Here is an 18,364-nt window from a genome sequence, read left to right on the forward strand (position 1 = left end):
CATTTTCTCCTATAAATCATCTCTGTTTACAGGACAACTCATACATCTTGGACCGCCTCTTCCTCTTGACAGCTCAGAGCTTGGAATAGTAAGAACCTTAACGCCTTTTTTATCAAGAAGATCGTTTGTAACATAATTTCTCTCATATGTTACAACAGTTCCCGGAGCAATGGCTAAGGTATTGGATCCATCGTTCCATTGTTCTCTCTGAGCCGCCTGAGCGTCGTTTCCGCCGCATCTTATGAGATCAACAGCCGGAAGCCCCAACTCTATTTTGAGAATATTTTCAAGTTCGTCCTGTATGCTGTTGAAACGAGCGTTGCCGTCCTTTCCGAGGGTTATCTCAAAAAGCTGAAGCGGTCCTTCTATCTCCGGATGAATAGTAAACTTGTCAAAATCCACCATAGTGAATACAGTGTCAAGATGCATGAACGCTCTGCACTTCGGAATATCAAATACAAGTATCTTCTGGAAAGTAGATTCATCCAATATATTCTTGGCAAACTGCTCTATTCCCGCAACTGTTGTTCTCTGAGACAAGCCTATTGCCACTATCTCGTCAGACAGCACCAGTACATCTCCACCTTCGATGGAATAAGCCTGATCGTAATCATACCAGAGATTAGTTCCATCCGGAGCAAAAGACTTGCTGTACTTAAACATATACTGAAGCAATAAAGCTTCCCGTCTTCTTGCCATGGTACTCATATGATGAATACTGACTCCGTTTCCCACACAGGCCCCCTGATCCCTTGTAAAGTAAAGATTCGGCATAGGATCTGTATAATACGGATATCCCGACGAAATATAGTCAGCAAGAGAATTGGATTTTACGTCAAGCTCACTTTTCTTTACTCCCGATATTACCTTTTCCACCATCTCTTTTACAGTCATTCCCATAAGATATTCTTCAAGAGCTTCTTTTACCGCTTCCGAGTGTATATCACTTTCACTTACGAATTTTCTAATAAATTCCTGTCTGACCTTCCTGTCTTTCAGCGCTTTCACAGTTTCATCCACATAATAGATCACTTCAACATCATTCGCTCTCAGAAGATCAGCAAATTTATCATGTTCCTGCTGAGCAACTTTGAGATAAGGGATATCATCAAACAACAGGCGCTCAAAATTATCAGGGACCAAACCTTCTATTTCATTCCCTATCCTGTGAAGAAGTACCTTATTTAATTTGCCTATTTCTGAATAATTGTTTATTCCGGGTTTCATTAAAATTTTCCTTTCGTCTGTTTATTATCTCCGAAAGCAGATAAGCTCCGCCTCCTTGAGTTTTTTACCTAACTTAAGTCCGGAAAAAGGCTTTATCCTATTGTTGCAACAATAACCGCTTTTATTGTATGCATTCTGTTTTCTGCTTCATCAAATACTTTGGAATGTCTGCTTCTGAATACTTCATCTGTTACTTCTCTTATATCGTAGCCCTTTTCTTTTTGTTCTCTGGCCATATCAGTTTCAAAATCATGAAAAGACGGAAGGCAATGGAGGAAAATAACATCGGGATTTTCCGTTTTATCAAGCATTTCCATAGTCACCTTATATGGAGTGAGCAGCTTTACTCTCTCAGGTATCTCCTCTTCTTCACCCATAGAAGCCCATATATCGGTATAGATAACATCTGCATCTTTCAGGCAGTTCTCTGAAGAAGATATCTCAATCACTGCACCTGTCTTTTCAGCAACTTTTTTAACTTCGGAGATTATCTTTTCATCCATCTGCTTTGCAAGTTCATCAGGACCGTAAGCTACAAAATGCATACCCATTTTAGCGCATCCGTACATCCATGCATAACTCATATTATTTCTCACATCCCCGCAGAATACCACTTTTACCTTATTGAGAGGCTTATCTATATGCTCCTCTATAGTAAGCATGTCCGCCAGTATCTGAGTAGGGTGATCAACATCTGTGAGACCATTCCATACAGGAACGCCCGAATATTTAGCAAGATCCTCAACAACACTCTGCTCATATCCTCTGTATTCTATTCCGTCAAAAAACCTTCCCAGAACCTTTGCCGAGTCTTCAAGACTTTCTTTTTTACCCATCTGAGAACTTTTTGAATCCAGAAACGTAACACATGCACCTTCATCATGACAAGCCACTTCAAATGAACATCTTGTTCTGGTGGATGTCTTCTCAAAAAGAAGAACAATATTCTTGCCTTTTAAAACTTCATTTTTTATCCCAGCTCTTTTCTTTGCTTTAAGATCTCTTGACAAGTCCAACAGATACCTGATTTCCTCAGGTGTAAAATCCATAAGTGTTAAAAAACTTCTTCCTTTCAAATTAACAGCCATTTTTCATTCTCCTTTATTCTCAATCAAAATTTTTCGTCTGATATGCCACTATAATATCATATTATTAACCATCTAAGTAAAATTTATTATACTTTGGATATCAATCACACCACATCAGAAACTCATGCCTTTTTTCCATGAAACTGATAATAGCATGTTTCAAGCCTTCCATTATACAGCTTTCTGCGTCTGTCAGCTTTTCTCCCCATAACTTTTTCCTCAGCAGCCTTATCTGTAGTTATCATAAAAAGAGACCAATCAGGATTAATTTTAAAAAATTTGTTAAACGCCTGATAAACACTTTCTATCTGCTTCTGTTCGCCTATTCTTTCTCCATAAGGAGGATTTGTTACGATTATACCGTTTTTCCCTGCAGATCTCAGATTTGCCACATCGTTTTTTCCAAATACTATGCAGTCATCTACACCTGCCTCTTCAGCATTCTGTCTGGCTGCCAAAACAGCCTTTTTATCTATATCAAAGCCATATATTTGAAGTTTTATATCTGTCTTGATAGCACTAAAAGCTCGTTTTTTTTCTTCTTTCAATATAGTTTTATCTATTATTTCCCAATCTTCACATGCAAAAGATCTGTTGAGCCCCGGAGCAATATTCTTGCCTATCATAGCTGCTTCGATAGGTATAGTTCCCGATCCGCAGCATGGATCTATAAGAATCCTGCCGTCATTCCAAAAGGAAAGCTGTATAAGAGCTGCCGCCAGCGTCTCCTTTATAGGGGCAGCTACATCAGACTGCCTGTAGCCTCTTTTATGAAGTCCGATTCCGCTGGTATCAATGGTTACCGTTACCCGGTCTTTTAATAAAGTTGCTTTCACAGTATATTGAGCTCCGCTTTCCTCAAATACATCTACATCATAAAATTCTTTCAGTTTTTCTACGATTGCTTTTTTCACGATTTTCTGACATGCGGGTACGCTATGGAGTTTTGACTTGACTGACGAACCTGTCACTGTAAATTTTCCGTCCGCCGGTATAAACTGCTCCCATGCAAGCGCCTTAATCTGCTGAAAAAGCGATTCAAATTCATCTGCTTCAAATTCAGCAATTTTAAGCAGTACTCTGTCAGCGCTCCGAAGCCACAGATTAGACCGCACTATGGCCCTCTCATCCCCAAGATATGTTACTTTGCCATCCTCCGTCTTTATTACCTTATACCCCAAAGCTTCTACTTCTCTTCTTACTACCGCTTCTAATCCAAATGTTGCTGTCGCTATAAGTTCCAATCTCATATATAAGTTTCTCTCCTATTTAAACTGTTTCTGCTTATCACATCTATAAATTTAAGTGATTCACCGGTACCTCTGACAACACAGAAATCTGCATCATCCGCTACAACCGTTTTTATGCCTGTACGTTCTTCTATACGCCTGTCAAGGCCCCTTAAGTGAGCTCCTCCGCCTGTTATTACAATACCTCTTTCTCCTACATCGGCAGCCAGCTCAGGAGGAGTTTTTTCCAAGACTCCGTGAGTAGCCTCACATATGACATCCAAAGGTTCCTCTAATGCTTCAAGTATCTCTTCTGATCTTACCTCCACAGTTCTCGGAAGCCCGGTAACAAGATCACGGCCCTTACACAATGTTGTTAAAGATTCTTCCTGCGAAAAAGCCATTCCTATCTCACGCTTAAGTTTTTCTGCCATACGCTCTCCGATAAAAAGATTATATTTCTTGCGCATATATTTGATTATATAATCATCAAATTTATCTCCTGCTATTTTTACAGATGAACTTGTAACTATACCTCCCATGGAAATAACTGCTATATCAGTAGTTCCTCCTCCTATATCTATTATCATAATTCCTTCCGGCGCAGTAATATCTATGCCAGCCCCTATGGCAGCGGCTACAGGCTCCTCTATAAGGTATACCGCCCGTCCGCCTGCTTGAAGCGCAGCTTCTTTCACTGCCCTCTTTTCTACTTCAGTCACTCCGCTTGGCACACATACCACAAGTCTGGGTTTAAAAAATCTATTTCCTCCACACGTTTTTTTTATAAAATACTGCAGCATCTTCTCAGTAATATCATAATCGGAAATAACACCTTCTCTGAGAGGTCTTACAGCAGCAATATTGCCCGGAGTTCTTCCTATCATCCGCTTGGCCTCGCTTCCCACTGCAAGAATCTCTTTAGTATCTTTATTAACAGCCACTACAGACGGCTCTTCCAACACGATGCCTTTACCGTCTACATATATCAAAACATTTGCCGTTCCCAGATCTATTCCGACTTCTTCGTTAAATACCATATTAACACCCGTTCCTTTCATTTTATCAGTTATTGATTAGTTTTGCCATACAAATAAAATTTACACTAAAAATCTGTTCTTATATGTATATAACTAAAAACATCAGCTTGATGTGTGCAGCTTGCCACGCAAATACCTATTCTTTAACAAAAAATCTAAAGCAAGTATATTTTTAAAATTGAAACATATATTGTTTTGACTGCTAAAGTTAATAAATTATAGGGTGGTGAACTGTCAATACTATGAAAGATTATATCGAGGAGCGGGTGCTGGAGCTTGCCCATTATATCATTGAGACCGGCGCAACGGTGAGAAGCACAGCCGCCAAATTCAGGGTTTCGAAATCCACGGTACACAAAGATATTACCGAAAGGCTTCATGAAATAAATCCCGGGCTTGCCGCCGAAGTAAAGGAAGTCTTGGATAATAACAAAGCCGAACGTCACATCAGAGGCGGTCTTGCTACCAAAGAAAAATACTTACATATTCATCAGAGATAAAAACAGGAGGCTGCCTCAACATAAAATTTGAGACTGCCTCCTTGAAATATCAAACAACATTACATCTATTTTCGTCTTCCCGCCATCATATTATCCACAACAAACAAAAGGTAACTTATCCCCAAAAACATAAACAGCGTCACGACCATATTCATTCCCATCAAATTAAAATAAGGCACCGGCTGAATATATAATCCGATCTTGTTTACAGCAAACACTAAAAAGTTAAACAGTACGGGAATCAACGTCCATATAGCAGGGCTGTATGCAGTAAATTCTCCCTTTCTGCAAAACAGAATATAGTCAAATACAGCCATAACGGGAGATACGAAATAAAGCAGATATCCCGCAACAGACAAACCGTACGGCTGTGATACAGAAGCCCCGAAATACACAAAATAATACACTATGAAAATTACTATCATATATATTGTGACAGCACCCCGAAGAGCTCCCCGTTCATATCCGGGCCTTGCGATTATCAAATATGCAAAATATACAAGTGCCAGAGTATTAACTACAAGAGCGAAATCACTCAGTACAGTATTGAAGGCAAAACCAATGCTCATTAATTTCATTACAATGCCAGCCCCACACACTATTATAAAAATTACTCTGAAAATAACCGCAAGAGTATTGTTTCTGATATACATATTTTCTTATGTTTCCTCCTGTATTTATTCTATCTATTCTCGTACGCAGCTTTTATGAATTCTCTGAACAGAGGATGCGCTTTGTTCGGTCTGCTTTTGAATTCCGGATGATACTGTACGCCTACATAATAAGGATGCTTTGTTATCTCCACCGCCTCTACGAGCCGTCCGTCCGGTGATGTGCCGGATATTTTCATACCCGCCTCTTCAAAATCTTTTCTGTAATCATTGTTGAATTCATATCTATGTCTGTGCCTCTCAGATATATTTTTTGTTCCGTAAGCTTTCTCAATTATGCTGCCTTCGGCCGCCACACATGGATATGCACCCAGACGCATGGTGCCGCCTTTATGAATATCTGCCGACTGATCAGGCATAAAATCTATAACCTTATGAGAACAGCTTTCATTAAACTCACCGGAATCGGCATCTTTTATTCCCAGTATATTCCTCGCAAATTCTATTACGGCAATCTGCATACCCAGACATATACCAAAATACGGTATATAATTCTCACGCGCATATCTGGCTGCGTTTATCTTCCCCTCTATACCTCTGTCTCCAAATCCTCCCGGAACCAGTATCCCATCTATATCTTTGAAAATATCCTTCACAGAATTTTCTGTTACATCCTCTGCTTCAACCCATTTTATGTTTATATGGCATCCGTTTTCATAACCTCCGTGTTTAAGAGCTTCCGCCACAGAAAGATATGCATCATGAAGCTTGACATATTTGCCTACGACAGCTATTTTCACATACTCTGTTCTGGCTTTTATTCTTTCTATCATACTCTTCCATTCTGTCATTTCACATGGTCCTGCATTAATTCCCAGCTCTCTTAAAACGATCTGTGAAAACCCTGATTTCTCAAGCATAATAGGAGCTTCGTACAAAACAGGCAAAGTCATATTCTCTATTACACAATCAGGTTTAACATTACAGAACAAAGATATTTTTTCTCTGATGCTTTTATCTATAGGTTCATCTGACCTCATAACTATTATATCAGGAGAAATACCCATTGTCTGCAACTCTTTTACTGAATGCTGAGTAGGTTTGGACTTATGTTCGCCGGAACTTTTAAGATACGGAACCAGAGTAACATGAATAAAAAGGCAATTTTCCTTTCCTTGCTCCAAAGATATCTGCCTTATGGCTTCCAAAAATGGCTGGCTTTCTATATCACCCACAGTTCCGCCAATTTCTGTTATCATCACCTCGGCATCGCTTCTTTTTCCTGCACTATATATGAATTCTTTTATTTCGTTGGTTATATGGGGTATCACCTGAACAGTACTCCCAAGATACTGCCCCTCTCTTTCCTTATTCAAAACATTCCAGTATACTTTACCGGTAGTCAGATTAGAGTATTTATTAAGATTCTCATCTATGAATCTTTCATAATGGCCAAGATCAAGATCAGTCTCTGCTCCGTCCTCAGTAACGTATACTTCACCATGCTGATAAGGGCTCATTGTTCCGGGATCTACATTTATATACGGATCCAGCTTTTGAGCAGAAACACGGATTCCTCTATCCTTAAGCAGACGTCCCAGAGATGCCGCTGTTATTCCTTTTCCCAATCCTGAAACTACACCACCTGTAACAAAAATATATTTCTTCACATTCCCCACCTTCCTTTAATTCACATTAAAAATGCACAAAAAAGAAAAAAGATAAGGTTTCTGGCTTTTTCGGGTGAGAAGGATAATCCAGACCCCAAAACATTGCCGTCTTCCTTATTCTTATATATCTCTTTGTGCACAAAATTACTCTGATATTATACATCAGAGTATTCTTTCACGCAACTTTTTTTTAATCAGCCCTAATTACTGCAAAAAACCTGTTTCCCATCACATCATATCCGCAAACGCTTATTTTATCTCCCGCTGAAAATTCATCTGTCTCACAGCTTGTTTCACCGCGCTTCATAATCTTATCAGCTCTGTGAACCCTGCCATCATAATCAAAATCCACGCTCCAGAATTTCACCAGACTGAGGCTGTCTCCCTCCAAATATTTTTTTATAAGCTCGATAGCCTTCACATCAAGACATTCGCCTTTTTTATCATCCATGATTTTCACAGTATACTGTTCAAGCGCTATCCTGTTATCTTTAAATGACAGAATAATCTCTCCTCTGTTCTCACATATTTCAGGCTCAAATCTTTCAACATCAAAGCATTCACCCTGACGTCCCAGTCTTTCAATCTGACAGGATACCGAAAGTCTGCTTTCATCACACATTATCCATTTTCTTCCCAGCTTCCGGCACACAGCTCCCAATGTACCTGAGCCTGCAAAAAAATCAGCACACAAGTCTCCTTCATCGCTGCATGATTTTATTATGCGTTCCAGTAACTTCTCCGGTTTCTGAGTAGCATATCCACTCCTCTCTACAGACGTTCTTCCTACCATATCTATACTCCACACATCTTTCATATTGACCAAGGTGTACCAGCCCATATCATCGCAAAATTCTTCTATACCTTTGAATCTGTACGGCTTATACTCCCTGTTATATGACTTCTCTTTCTGAGTTTTAAAAAGATATTCCTTTCCCTTTGCATAAAAAAGAAGATTGTCATGTTTTCTTGCAAAACTTCGTTTATTGGCACCCCCGGATTTATATGTCCACACCACCTCATTGATAAAATTATCGGCGCCAAAAATCTCGTCCATTATTATCTTAACATAATGTACTACATGCCAGTCCAGATGAACCCACAAACACCCTCTGTCAGAGAGAAGTTCCCTCATCAAAAGAAACCTAACAGTCAACATCGTAAGGTACTCTCTAAGCCCCCGGCTCCAGCGGTCATCATAAGCACCTATCCTCAAAATATCAGCAGCGCCTATCCGCTCTGATATAATCCTGACAGATGCCTGATATTTCTCATTAGAAAAAAACGGCGGATCTACATATATCAACTGTAAGCTGCCGCTCATCCCCTGTCTTATCATATTTATCATCAGTGACAGATTATCTCCATGTATCACTTTTCCGATTCCGCCCCCATTATAAACTTCAGAAATATGATATTCTTCCTCATTTTCTGCCATGATAAGCTCAAACTGTCTGAGCCCTTCATTAAAAGCAGCCTTAACATCTTCAAACAGCGTCATCTGAGCAATACCTCCGTCAAATCTTCTCTCCCCGCTTTCTTTAACGCTTTCTTTACAAGACTATAGTTTTCCTTTTTATTGAAATGTAGCAGTGCTCTCTGCATTTTCTTCTCTTCTTCTGTTTTAGCTACATATATTTTTTCCATAGTAAAAGGATCTCTTTCTGTGTAATACATACAGGTTGCCAATGTTCCCGGAGTAGGATAAAAGTCCTGCACCTGATCCGGTATGAATCCTGTCTTTTTCATATATATAGCAAGCTCCACCGCATCCTTGAGACTGCTCCCCGGGTGAGATGATATAAAATAGGGTACCATATATTGTTTCATGCCCAAACTTTTATTAATAGCTTTATACTTGTCACTGAACTGTTCAAACACTTCTTTGGCAGGTTTTCTCATGTTCTTGAGGACACCTGGTGAAATATGCTCCGGAGCTACCTTCAGTATCCCGCTTACATGATGCCGGCATAACTCCTTAAGAAAACTCTGATCTTTATCTGCCAGAAGATAATCATATCTTATGCCCGAACGAATGAAAACCTTTTTTATGCCGTCCATCTCTCTTACTGTTTTCAGAATATCCATATATTCACTGTGATCTACCTCCAGCTGGCTACATGGCTCAGGATAAAGACAGTCCTTTTGCTGACACATACCGTGTCTTTCCTGTTTTCGGCATGAAGGCTTTCTAAAATTAGCTGTAGGTCCACCTATATCATGTATATACCCTTTAAAACCTTTCTGCTGTTTCAGCAGCCCAGCCTCCTTCACAACAGATTCTTTGCTTCTTGCTCTGACTTCACGCCCCTGATGATATGTTATCGCACAGAAAGCACACCCTCCAAAACATCCTCTGTTAGCTGTTATGCTGAACTTGACCTCTTCTATAGCAGGAACGCCTCCCTCTTTTTCATAAGAAGGGTGATAATCACGCATATAAGGCAAATCATAGAGCATGTCCAACTCCTCTTGTTCAAGAGGTTCCTGAGGGGGATTCTGGACTACATAATTGTTTTTATCGTACTTCTCAATAAGACGAATTCCGAGTACAGAGTCATTACTTCTGTACTGCTTTGCAAAGCTTCTGCAGTAGCTCTCTTTAGATAAGGCTATCTCAGAAAACTCAGGAAGAACTATATCACCTTCCTGTATGTCAGGAGACTTGCTTCTTACACACGTTCCCCTTATCCATCCTATCTCTGCGACAGGTATTCCTGCATCTAAAGCCTCAGCAATCTCCACAGCAGCTCTTTCACCCATGCCATATATCAGAATGTCTGCTCGCGAATCCATCAGTATGGACCTTCGAACCTTATCATCCCAATAATCATAATGCCCAAGTCTCCTAAGACTTGCTTCAAGACCCCCTATTATCACAGGAATATCTTTATACGCTTCTCTGGCTCTATTGCTGTATACTATAACAGCGCGGTCAGGTCGTTTTCCGGTTTTGCCTCCCGGAGAATACACATCCCTTTTTCTTCTGTGTTTGAATACAGAATAATGGTTCACCATGGAATCCACATTTCCGCTGTTTATAAGAAAACCGAGCCTTGGTTTTCCAAATCGTTTAAAATCCTCTGTACTCTTCCAGTCAGGCTGCGAAAGTATAGCCACCTTAAATCCGTGTGATTCCAAAATCCTGCTTATAATCGCCGTTCCAAAAGAAGGGTGATCTACATAAGCATCACCCGTTATCAGCACAAAATCAGCCTGCGCCCATCCTCTGTCTTCCATATCCTTTTTATTCACCGGCAAAAACATTCAATCACCCAAATCTGATAAAATAGCTGTTCAAAAAAATCAATAGCCTGCTTACTAAAGCAGGCTATATTATAACATACTATATCTTTGTAGTATATGATAACTTTATCCAGTAACCGTTGCTCTTTACTTTACCCCAACCTCCGTCTGTTTCAACTATAGTATGAGTACCCGGTTTTATATAACCTTTTCTGGTATAAAAAATTCCGGGACCTGTTCTCATATTGAGGTCTTTCGCCGTTACCTTTACATTATATTCACCATCTACGGGAACGGTATACGAAAGTTTGATCCAGTAGCCATTCTCCGCCAACTGTCCCCAGCCGTTTTTATTAGCTTTTATAGTGCACTGTGTCCCTATAAGAAGCAGACCTTTCATGCTGTACTCAGTCCCCGGACCCGTCCTCATTCTGAGCGCCAGCGTGTTTATCTCCACTTTATATGTACCGCTGGAAGAAGATGATCCGTTTCCGGAACTTTCAGAAGAAGATGAATTTATCTTTGAAGTATACTTAAGAGCTACCCAGTAACCCGTTTCCTTAACTTTTCCCCAATCGCCTGATGTCTTGATTATCGTATAATTTCCCGGGGTTATATATCCTTTGCTCTTATAGCTTGTACTCGGACCAAGTCTCATATTGAGATTTACCGCAGAGATTTTTACTCGATAATTAGCATCTGTTCCTGTATCAACAACGTTTTCAGAAGAAGTATTCACCTTGGTTACATAACTCATACAAACCCAATAGCCACTGTCAGCCAATTTAACCCAGTTTCCGCACTCCTGACTGGCTTTATAAGTCCCCTTCTTAACATAGCCTATACGGCTGTATTCAGTTCCAGGTCCCGTCCTCATATTAAGATCTTTGGCCGTTATTTTAACACTGTAATCTACATTTTTAACTTCCGAAGACGATGAAGAATCCGTATCTGTGATATAGATGTAACCTTTAAGAGAATTGCTCCATGGAGAACCATAATGAAAGACCAGCTGATCGGCAGTCGTAGGCTTAGATGCCGACAAAGTCCAGCTTGATTCCGATACATAAGGTTTACCATTAACAACTTTTTCAACTATGGCTACATGAGAATCATAACAGGCTATAGCGCCCACTTTAGGCGTGCTGCCATATGGATAATAATTTCCCTGTTTATTTATGTCCCACCACCTGGATGCATCCCACCTGAAGTTTGTATTGAGATTTTTTCCCAATATCTCACTGGCTCTGCCATAGGCATACCAAGTACAGTTACCGGTGACATACTTTCCGTCAGACCTTTTAACCTGATTAGGACCGTATCCTGAACTGTAAAATATATTATTATTCGTATAATAATAAGTCTTTCCCGCTGCAGAACTATATGACGGAACGGTTGTCCTTGCACTGAACGCCGCATTGCTTTCTGTCGTTGTCAGCGGCATTACGATAGAAACGGCAATTATGAATGATATTATCAGTGAAAATAATTTCTTCATCTGTGATCCTTTCTCAAGCGTTCGATTTCCCTTTTCAATCCTTCAATATAACCTACCGGATATACACAAACAGGAACGATCCTTATCTCACCGTCCTTTTCATATATTTCCAGACTATCCCCTTCCTTTAAATTGAGCTTTGTTACAATTCCTTTGGGAATGGTTATCTGAGACTTTCTTCTCAATTCAGTTATCATTTTCATTGGTAGGAAATTCCTACTTTCTTAATTTCTTACTGAAATGAATTGTACCATCTTTTTACATAAAAAAACAAGAAAAAATGTCATAAAAAGAAAAAAATCGGTGATGATATTTATTCATATCATCACCGATTTTTAAACAATATCTATATGTTGTATGTTATCCAAGAAACTGCTCTACGGCATCTTTCACGTTATTACCGTCAGCAACCCCTTTTACCTTAGGCATCGTAGCTCCCATAAGTTTACCCATGAAGGCTTTTCCGCTGCCTTTTTCTACGCCTAATGTGGCTGCCGTATCCGCTACAATATCCAGTATTTCATCCGGCGTAAGCTGTTTAGGCATATACTCTGTAAGAACTTCGATTTCTGCGTTATAAGCTTCCACAAGATCCGTTCTTCCGGCCGATTCAAAATCAGCGAGGGCATCTTTTCTCATCTTAACCTGCTTGGCTAAGATGGACGCAATCCCTGCATCGTCGATTTCTTCCCTATTGTCTACTTCAAACTGCTTAATAGCAGCTCTCACAAAGCTTATGGTATCTTTTCGTACCGTCTGCTTATTTTTCATCGCTTCCTTAAAGTCAGCGTTCAATCTTTCTTTCAAGGTCAATTAAAACACCTCTAATCTGCAATTTGTCTAAAACTAATACTTTTTAGCCTTTTTTCTCGCAGCTTCAGACTTCTTCTTTCTCTTTACGCTAGGTTTCTCGTAATGTTCTCTCTTTCTGAGTTCGGACATAACTCCGTCTCTTGCGCAAGACCTCTTAAATCTCTTTAAAGCGCTTTCCAAGCTTTCGTTTTCTCTTACTATCACCTGTGCCATTTCCCGTTTCACCTCCTGACTTTACAGAAATCTTTGTAAACCTAAGAACGGCTTGCCTATAACGTTGCTATTATACTATTTTATACGGATTTATGCAAGATTTTTTTGTATAAGCCGATTATTTTGTTCCCAAACTGCATCGGGCCTTTATACTTTGAAAAACATTGCCGGTCCTGCTTTTAAGTATATACTTACAAATCAACTTTATTAAAACTTTTCAGTTGCCCCACTATTGTCTTGACACAGTTAAAGACATTTGTCTTGTTAAAACTCTTAAAACATGTTATACTCAAGACAATTTGACATGCAGATTATTAACGCGTCTGTCATCATCAGACGCCGACAAAGGAGTTAATGTTATGAATGAAAAGATCCATAGGATACAGGATTTGAAGAAAGAAAAAAACGCAGTAATAATGGCACACTATTACGTAAACGATGAGGTTCAAGATCTGGCTGATTTTGTCGGAGATTCATATTATCTGAGTGAAACAGCCTCTAAGGTTGACGCAGACATAATCTTACTCTGCGGAGTCTCTTTCATGGGAGAAAGCGCAAAAATACTCAACCCCCATAAAAAGGTACTGATACCCGACATAACTGCCGACTGCCCTATGGCTCATATGGCCGATACAGACAAGATCAAAGCTGTGCGTGAAAAATATGATGACGTAGCCGTAGTTTGCTATGTTAATTCTACAGCAGAACTTAAGGCAAACAGTGACGTTTGTGTTACCTCTTCAAATGCTCTGAAAATAGTGAAAGCTCTGTCTAACAAAAATATATATTTCATACCTGATCAAAATCTTGCCCATTTTATCGCAGACAGAATTCCCGAAAAAAATTTTATATTCAACGACGGTTTCTGCTACGTACATCACGAAATAACAGCTGATGACATTATGGCGGTAAAGAAAAAACATCCTAATGCTCCTGTTCTGGTACATCCGGAATCGAAGCCTGAGGTAGTTGCTCTTGCAGATTACACCGGAAGTACATCGGGAATAATAAATTATGCCACAGAAAACGATAGTAAAGAATACATAATCATTACTGAATCGGGCGTTTTATATGAACTGAAAAAGAAAAATCCCAACAAGACATTCTTTACTGTCAAAACTCCTCAAGTCTGTTCCAATATGAAAAAAATCAACATAGATAATATTATCGAAGCACTCGAAAAAGAATCTCCGGAAATAAATATGGACGAGACTCTTATTAAAAACTCATACGCACCTATGAAAAAAATGCTTGAATTATCAAGATAATCTAAAAATCATATCTTACCAATTATTTTAAATTTTAAAATTTTTTGGGATATAAAAAATCATGTCCCTTTAAACAATTTATAAGAAAGAAGGATTGACTCATCATGAAAAACAAATATGATGTGATCATTGTAGGTACAGGAGTTGCCGGTTGTTTTACGGCATTGCATCTCCCTTCAGATATGGATATTTTAATGATCACAAAAGGCGGTCTGGAAGAAAGCGACTCTTTTCTGGCACAAGGTGGCATCTGCGTATTAAAAGGCGATGATGATTACGATAGTTTTTTCGAAGATACAATGAAAGCCGGACATTATGAAAACAGCGTAGAATCTGTAGACTTTATGATCAGAGAATCTCAAACAGTAATAAATGAACTTATTGAATATGGCGTAGAATTCGAAAAAAACTCTGGCAAGCTTGCTTTTACACGTGAAGGAGCCCACTCTACCAACAGAATATTATATCACGATGATATTACAGGTGAAGAAATCACCAGTAAGCTTTTATCACACGTAAAAGAAAAAAAGAACATAACCATCATGACTCATACAACCATGCTGGATGTATTATGCAAAAACCAGAACTGTGACGGAATTCTTATGACCGATCCGTCAGGCAGTATAATTCCCGTGTTTGCAGAGAATGTGATGTGGGCATGCGGAGGGATCGGAGGCATATATAACAACTCCACAAACTTTTCTCATCTTACAGGAGATGCCCTTGCTATATCTCTAAAACGAAATATCAAACTGAAAAATATCAGCTATATACAAATACATCCTACCACTCTTTTTTCAAAAGCTGACGACAGAAGATTTCTGATATCGGAATCTGTACGCGGCGAAGGAGCACATTTATACGATAAAAACGGAAACCGTTTTGTCAATGAACTCCTTCCGCGTGACGTAGTTTCCAATGCGATTTTCCAACAGATGAAAAAAGATGGTACAGAACACGTATGGCTATCTTTCCTGCCTATAAAAAATATAAATATAAAAGACAGGTTTCCGAATATATACAGAAAATGTCTGGAACATGGCTATAATATAACAAAAGATTTGATACCTGTAGTACCCGCTCAGCATTACTTTATGGGCGGAGTTGATGTCGATCTGAACAGCCGCACCTCTATGAATCATCTGTATGCATCAGGAGAAACATGCTGTAACGGAGTCCATGGAGCCAACAGGCTTGCAAGCAACTCACTTCTGGAAAGTCTTGTTTTCGCAAAAAGTGCAGCCATGCATATAAGCAGCAGCCCCTCCTTAGGATCACAGAGATTCAGCAAAAATATCGGAATGCCTCTGGAATCACTGTCAGAAATATATAATCTTACATTGACAGAATATGAAGACACGCAAAAATATACTGAAAACAACAAAAAACAGATACTTGAAGCTATCCGAAAAGATAAGAAGGAGTCGGCATAATGGACAATATTACAATGAAAAACAATGCAGATCATTTAATTTTAATGGCACTGCATGAGGATATATCTTCAGAAGATGTATCCACAAATTCTGTAGTCAGAAAAAAAACTTACGGTTCTGCTCAGCTTTTATGCAAAGAGAACGGAATCATTGCAGGCCTTGATGTATTCAAACGTGTTTTCGAACTTCTTGATGATGACATACGAATGGAAACTTCAGTTTCCGACGGTGATATGATAAAAAACGGACAGCTTATAGCTACCATTATCGGCGATGTAAAAGCCATATTGTCAGGTGAACGAACAGCTCTCAATTTTTTACAGAGAATGAGCGGCATCGCCACATATACAAAAAATATGTCCGATATCCTCAAGAACAGCAAAACAAAACTTCTCGATACCCGAAAGACTACGCCTAATATGAGAATATTCGAAAAATACGCTGTAAGAACAGGCGGCGGATATAACCACAGATATAACCTTTCAGATGGTGTTATGCTTAAAGATAATCACATAAATGCAGCCGGAGGCGTTGCTAATGCAATAAAAATGGCGAAGGAATATGCCCCTTTTATAAGAAAAATAGAAGTGGAAGTGGAGAACCTAAAAATGCTGCAGGAAGCCCTTGAAGCAGGAGCGGATATAATTATGCTGGACAACATGTCTGAGGAAGATATGAAAACAGCTGTTGAAATGGTTAAAGGCAAAGCGGAAACAGAATGTTCGGGAAACGTTACGGCAGAAAACCTGAAAAAGCTTGTAGATATAGGTGTCGACTACATATCAAGCGGAGCTCTTACCCACTCTGCTCCTATCCTTGATCTTTCCCTTAAAAACCTTAAATTGCTTTGATCCTGAACTCAAAAAGAGATACGATATCTGCTAAAACTTTCGTATCTCTTCTTTATTATGTTTCTTTTTATATTTAAAAAGAAACATACTCAAAATGAAAATCACCGCCAAAGAGACAGCAAACACAAAAACTATCCTTACAGCCATATCAGCAAAAAATCCTTCCGGAAATAATCTTATCATATAATCTTCAGCAGGATCAAACAGCCACAGATCATTATTAAAAAATATCCGGTGAAAAATCTCAAACACCTTATTGAAATCTATAAATGATACAACCGCTATTACAGCAGAAAATAACACCGTTACAGATAATACTGCCTGATAAGACCTCGCAAAAATTCTTATTATATTTGCCTTCGTGATAAAGAGAAAAATAAGGCAGACTGCCATTACTATACATGATCCCATCCTTATCCGTATTCCTGCAGCAAACAAAGCTCTTACTTCCTCCATATGAAATCTATCCTGCTGGTTGAAAAATTCCTGCTCTTTTCCCTCTATATCTGTTACAACTGATAATACATCCGTATCACCCCTCAGGTATGTCATTACCTCCTCTGTAACATACATGACATCATCCATTGTCATATCAAGCTCCGACAGCACATCGTATTTCCTGTATTCCTCTTCATATACGCTGAAATCAGAATATAAAACAATATCTATGCTTATAAATAATAACATAACAATCAATGAAAACGCAAAAATTACTCCTGCCGTCCAATGCGCAAATCTCATTTATTAAGAATCATCCTTTCAATCAGCAATTTCATCATAGACAGTGATCATATTCTGCATTATGTGCCTTATTATCATTGATCTGCTGACAACGCCGACTAACGTTCCGTTGCTGACAACAGGAACCTTTTTTATCTTCTGCACTGAAAGCACCTGCGCCGCTTCATCGACACTGTCTTCTGAATCCATGCAGACAACATCCTTTGTAGCAATCTCTGCAGCCTTCATTTCCATGAGGTCCTGAACCTTGTCCTCAAAAGAAGTATTATCAATAACAGTAACAGATATATCACAATAATCAAAAATAATCGGTTTATGTTTCGACACATATTTCATTATATCGCCGTCACTTATAAAACCGACTACTTTCAAATCGCCATCAACAAGAGGAACTCCTCCGATCCCCTTTTCATACAGATACTCCATGACCTCTTTTACATTAACATTTTCGTGGCATGTATAAACGTTTTCTTCCATGATATCTTTTACTTTGATCATAGCCTTCCTCCCCGCCCACACGGCAGCAGTCAACTGTATTGCGTCTATCCCTGTATGTATATGTATATTGATATTTATTTTATCTTCCTATCAGCCCGGAGGCCATGTCATCTTTCTCTTTCCCAAAAGATGAAAGTGTATATGTTTGACTGTCTGAAACCCATCTTCTCCGCAGTTGTTTACCAGTCTGTACCCGTTTTCCAGACCCAGTGTCTTCGCAATATCTTTCACTTTAGTCATTATATGTCCCAAAAGCTCTTTATCCTCTTCACCAACATCATCAAGCGAAGCTATATGTTTCTTGGGTATGATTAGTACATGAACCGGTGCCTGAGGGTCCAAATCATGAAAACATAAAATCTTATCATCTTCATATACCTTGTTTGAAGGTATCTCTCCCTTAGATATCCTGCAAAATATACAATCGTTCATATCTTC

General features: G+C 39.1%; 19 protein-coding genes. 4 read left to right on the top strand and 15 right to left on the bottom strand.

Going from position 1 to position 18,364, the window contains the following annotated elements; translation table 11 throughout:
• Window positions 1-9 precede the first annotated feature (9 nt).
• From arcA to mreB, 4 genes are all read right to left on the bottom strand, one after another.
• Window positions 10-1,227, bottom strand: coding sequence for an arginine deiminase (gene arcA / locus H8692_RS10130; protein WP_177267775.1), 1,218 nt, complete (start codon window positions 1,225-1,227; stop codon window positions 10-12).
• 92 nt (window positions 1,228-1,319) lie between these two features.
• Window positions 1,320-2,315: an ornithine carbamoyltransferase gene (gene argF, locus H8692_RS10135; protein WP_177267774.1), complete on the bottom strand. Its 996-nt coding sequence runs from the start codon at window positions 2,313-2,315 to the stop codon at window positions 1,320-1,322.
• A gap of 122 nt (window positions 2,316-2,437) precedes the next feature.
• Window positions 2,438-3,565 carry a THUMP domain-containing class I SAM-dependent RNA methyltransferase gene (locus tag H8692_RS10140; RefSeq protein ID WP_177267773.1) on the bottom strand — a complete coding sequence of 376 codons (1,128 nt, stop codon included), beginning with the start codon at window positions 3,563-3,565 and terminating at the stop codon, window positions 2,438-2,440.
• On the bottom strand, window positions 3,562-4,584 hold the full coding sequence (gene mreB, locus H8692_RS10145; RefSeq protein ID WP_177267772.1) for a rod shape-determining protein: 1,023 nt from the start codon (window positions 4,582-4,584) through the stop codon (window positions 3,562-3,564). Before mreB ends, H8692_RS10140 begins: the two co-directional genes overlap by 4 nt.
• Before the next feature lie 242 nt (window positions 4,585-4,826).
• On the opposite strand from mreB, the gene spoIIID reads away from it, so the two are divergent.
• Entirely contained in the window at window positions 4,827-5,084 is a 258-nt protein-coding gene (gene spoIIID, locus H8692_RS10150; RefSeq protein WP_177267771.1) for a sporulation transcriptional regulator SpoIIID, read from the top strand.
• A 65-nt stretch (window positions 5,085-5,149) separates the two neighbouring features.
• Here spoIIID and H8692_RS10155 read toward each other — a convergent pair whose 3' ends face one another.
• The 8 genes from H8692_RS10155 to rpsU form a co-directional block, all read right to left on the bottom strand.
• A complete protein-coding gene (locus H8692_RS10155; RefSeq protein ID WP_187525628.1) occupies window positions 5,150-5,737 on the bottom strand; it encodes a hypothetical protein in 588 nt (195 codons plus the stop codon).
• Between the two features lie 29 nt (window positions 5,738-5,766).
• Window positions 5,767-7,365, bottom strand: coding sequence for a CTP synthase (locus H8692_RS10160; protein WP_177270171.1), 1,599 nt, complete (start codon window positions 7,363-7,365; stop codon window positions 5,767-5,769).
• A gap of 190 nt (window positions 7,366-7,555) precedes the next feature.
• On the bottom strand, window positions 7,556-8,866 hold the full coding sequence (locus H8692_RS10165) for a DNA methyltransferase (RefSeq protein WP_177270169.1): 1,311 nt from the start codon (window positions 8,864-8,866) through the stop codon (window positions 7,556-7,558).
• Complete coding sequence (locus H8692_RS10170) at window positions 8,863-10,632, bottom strand: YgiQ family radical SAM protein (protein WP_177270167.1); 1,770 nt, start codon at window positions 10,630-10,632, stop codon at window positions 8,863-8,865. The genes H8692_RS10165 and H8692_RS10170 overlap by 4 nt, the downstream gene beginning before the upstream one ends.
• Before the next feature lie 79 nt (window positions 10,633-10,711).
• The gene (locus tag H8692_RS10175; protein WP_177270165.1) at window positions 10,712-12,109 is read right to left on the bottom strand and encodes a CHAP domain-containing protein; all 1,398 of its coding nucleotides are present in this window, start codon (window positions 12,107-12,109) and stop codon (window positions 10,712-10,714) included.
• Window positions 12,106-12,312: an AbrB/MazE/SpoVT family DNA-binding domain-containing protein gene (locus H8692_RS10180; protein WP_243206965.1), complete on the bottom strand. Its 207-nt coding sequence runs from the start codon at window positions 12,310-12,312 to the stop codon at window positions 12,106-12,108. Before H8692_RS10180 ends, H8692_RS10175 begins: the two co-directional genes overlap by 4 nt.
• A 157-nt stretch (window positions 12,313-12,469) precedes the next feature.
• Window positions 12,470-12,922, bottom strand: a complete 453-nt coding sequence (locus H8692_RS10185; protein WP_177270163.1) for a GatB/YqeY domain-containing protein — start codon at window positions 12,920-12,922, stop codon at window positions 12,470-12,472.
• A 33-nt stretch (window positions 12,923-12,955) separates the two neighbouring features.
• On the bottom strand, window positions 12,956-13,135 hold the full coding sequence (rpsU, locus tag H8692_RS10190; RefSeq protein WP_022146591.1) for a 30S ribosomal protein S21: 180 nt from the start codon (window positions 13,133-13,135) through the stop codon (window positions 12,956-12,958).
• Window positions 13,136-13,494: 359 nt separating this feature from the next.
• Between rpsU and nadA the strand changes: the two genes are divergently transcribed.
• The 3 genes from nadA (at window position 13,495) to nadC (ending at window position 16,687) form a co-directional block, all read left to right on the top strand.
• Window positions 13,495-14,403: a quinolinate synthase NadA gene (gene nadA / locus H8692_RS10195; RefSeq protein ID WP_177270161.1), complete on the top strand. Its 909-nt coding sequence runs from the start codon at window positions 13,495-13,497 to the stop codon at window positions 14,401-14,403.
• 104 nt (window positions 14,404-14,507) lie between these two features.
• Complete coding sequence (locus H8692_RS10200; RefSeq protein WP_187525629.1) at window positions 14,508-15,836, top strand: L-aspartate oxidase; 1,329 nt, start codon at window positions 14,508-14,510, stop codon at window positions 15,834-15,836.
• On the top strand, window positions 15,836-16,687 hold the full coding sequence (gene nadC / locus H8692_RS10205) for a carboxylating nicotinate-nucleotide diphosphorylase (RefSeq protein WP_187525630.1): 852 nt from the start codon (window positions 15,836-15,838) through the stop codon (window positions 16,685-16,687). Before H8692_RS10200 ends, nadC begins: the two co-directional genes overlap by 1 nt.
• A 30-nt stretch (window positions 16,688-16,717) precedes the next feature.
• Here nadC and H8692_RS10210 read toward each other — a convergent pair whose 3' ends face one another.
• The 3 genes from H8692_RS10210 to H8692_RS10220 all read right to left on the bottom strand — a co-directional run bounded on the left by H8692_RS10210 (window position 16,718) and on the right by H8692_RS10220 (window position 18,358).
• Window positions 16,718-17,428 carry a TIGR01906 family membrane protein gene (locus H8692_RS10210; RefSeq protein WP_187525631.1) on the bottom strand — a complete coding sequence of 237 codons (711 nt, stop codon included), beginning with the start codon at window positions 17,426-17,428 and terminating at the stop codon, window positions 16,718-16,720.
• A gap of 18 nt (window positions 17,429-17,446) precedes the next feature.
• A complete protein-coding gene (locus tag H8692_RS10215) occupies window positions 17,447-17,926 on the bottom strand; it encodes a CBS domain-containing protein (protein ID WP_187525632.1) in 480 nt (159 codons plus the stop codon).
• Between the two features lie 90 nt (window positions 17,927-18,016).
• Window positions 18,017-18,358 carry a histidine triad nucleotide-binding protein gene (locus H8692_RS10220; protein WP_177270151.1) on the bottom strand — a complete coding sequence of 114 codons (342 nt, stop codon included), beginning with the start codon at window positions 18,356-18,358 and terminating at the stop codon, window positions 18,017-18,019.
• Window positions 18,359-18,364 lie beyond the last annotated feature (6 nt).

The organism is Lentihominibacter hominis (assembly GCF_014385065.1).
Classification (GTDB): domain Bacteria; phylum Bacillota; class Clostridia; order Peptostreptococcales; family Anaerovoracaceae; genus Lentihominibacter; species Lentihominibacter hominis.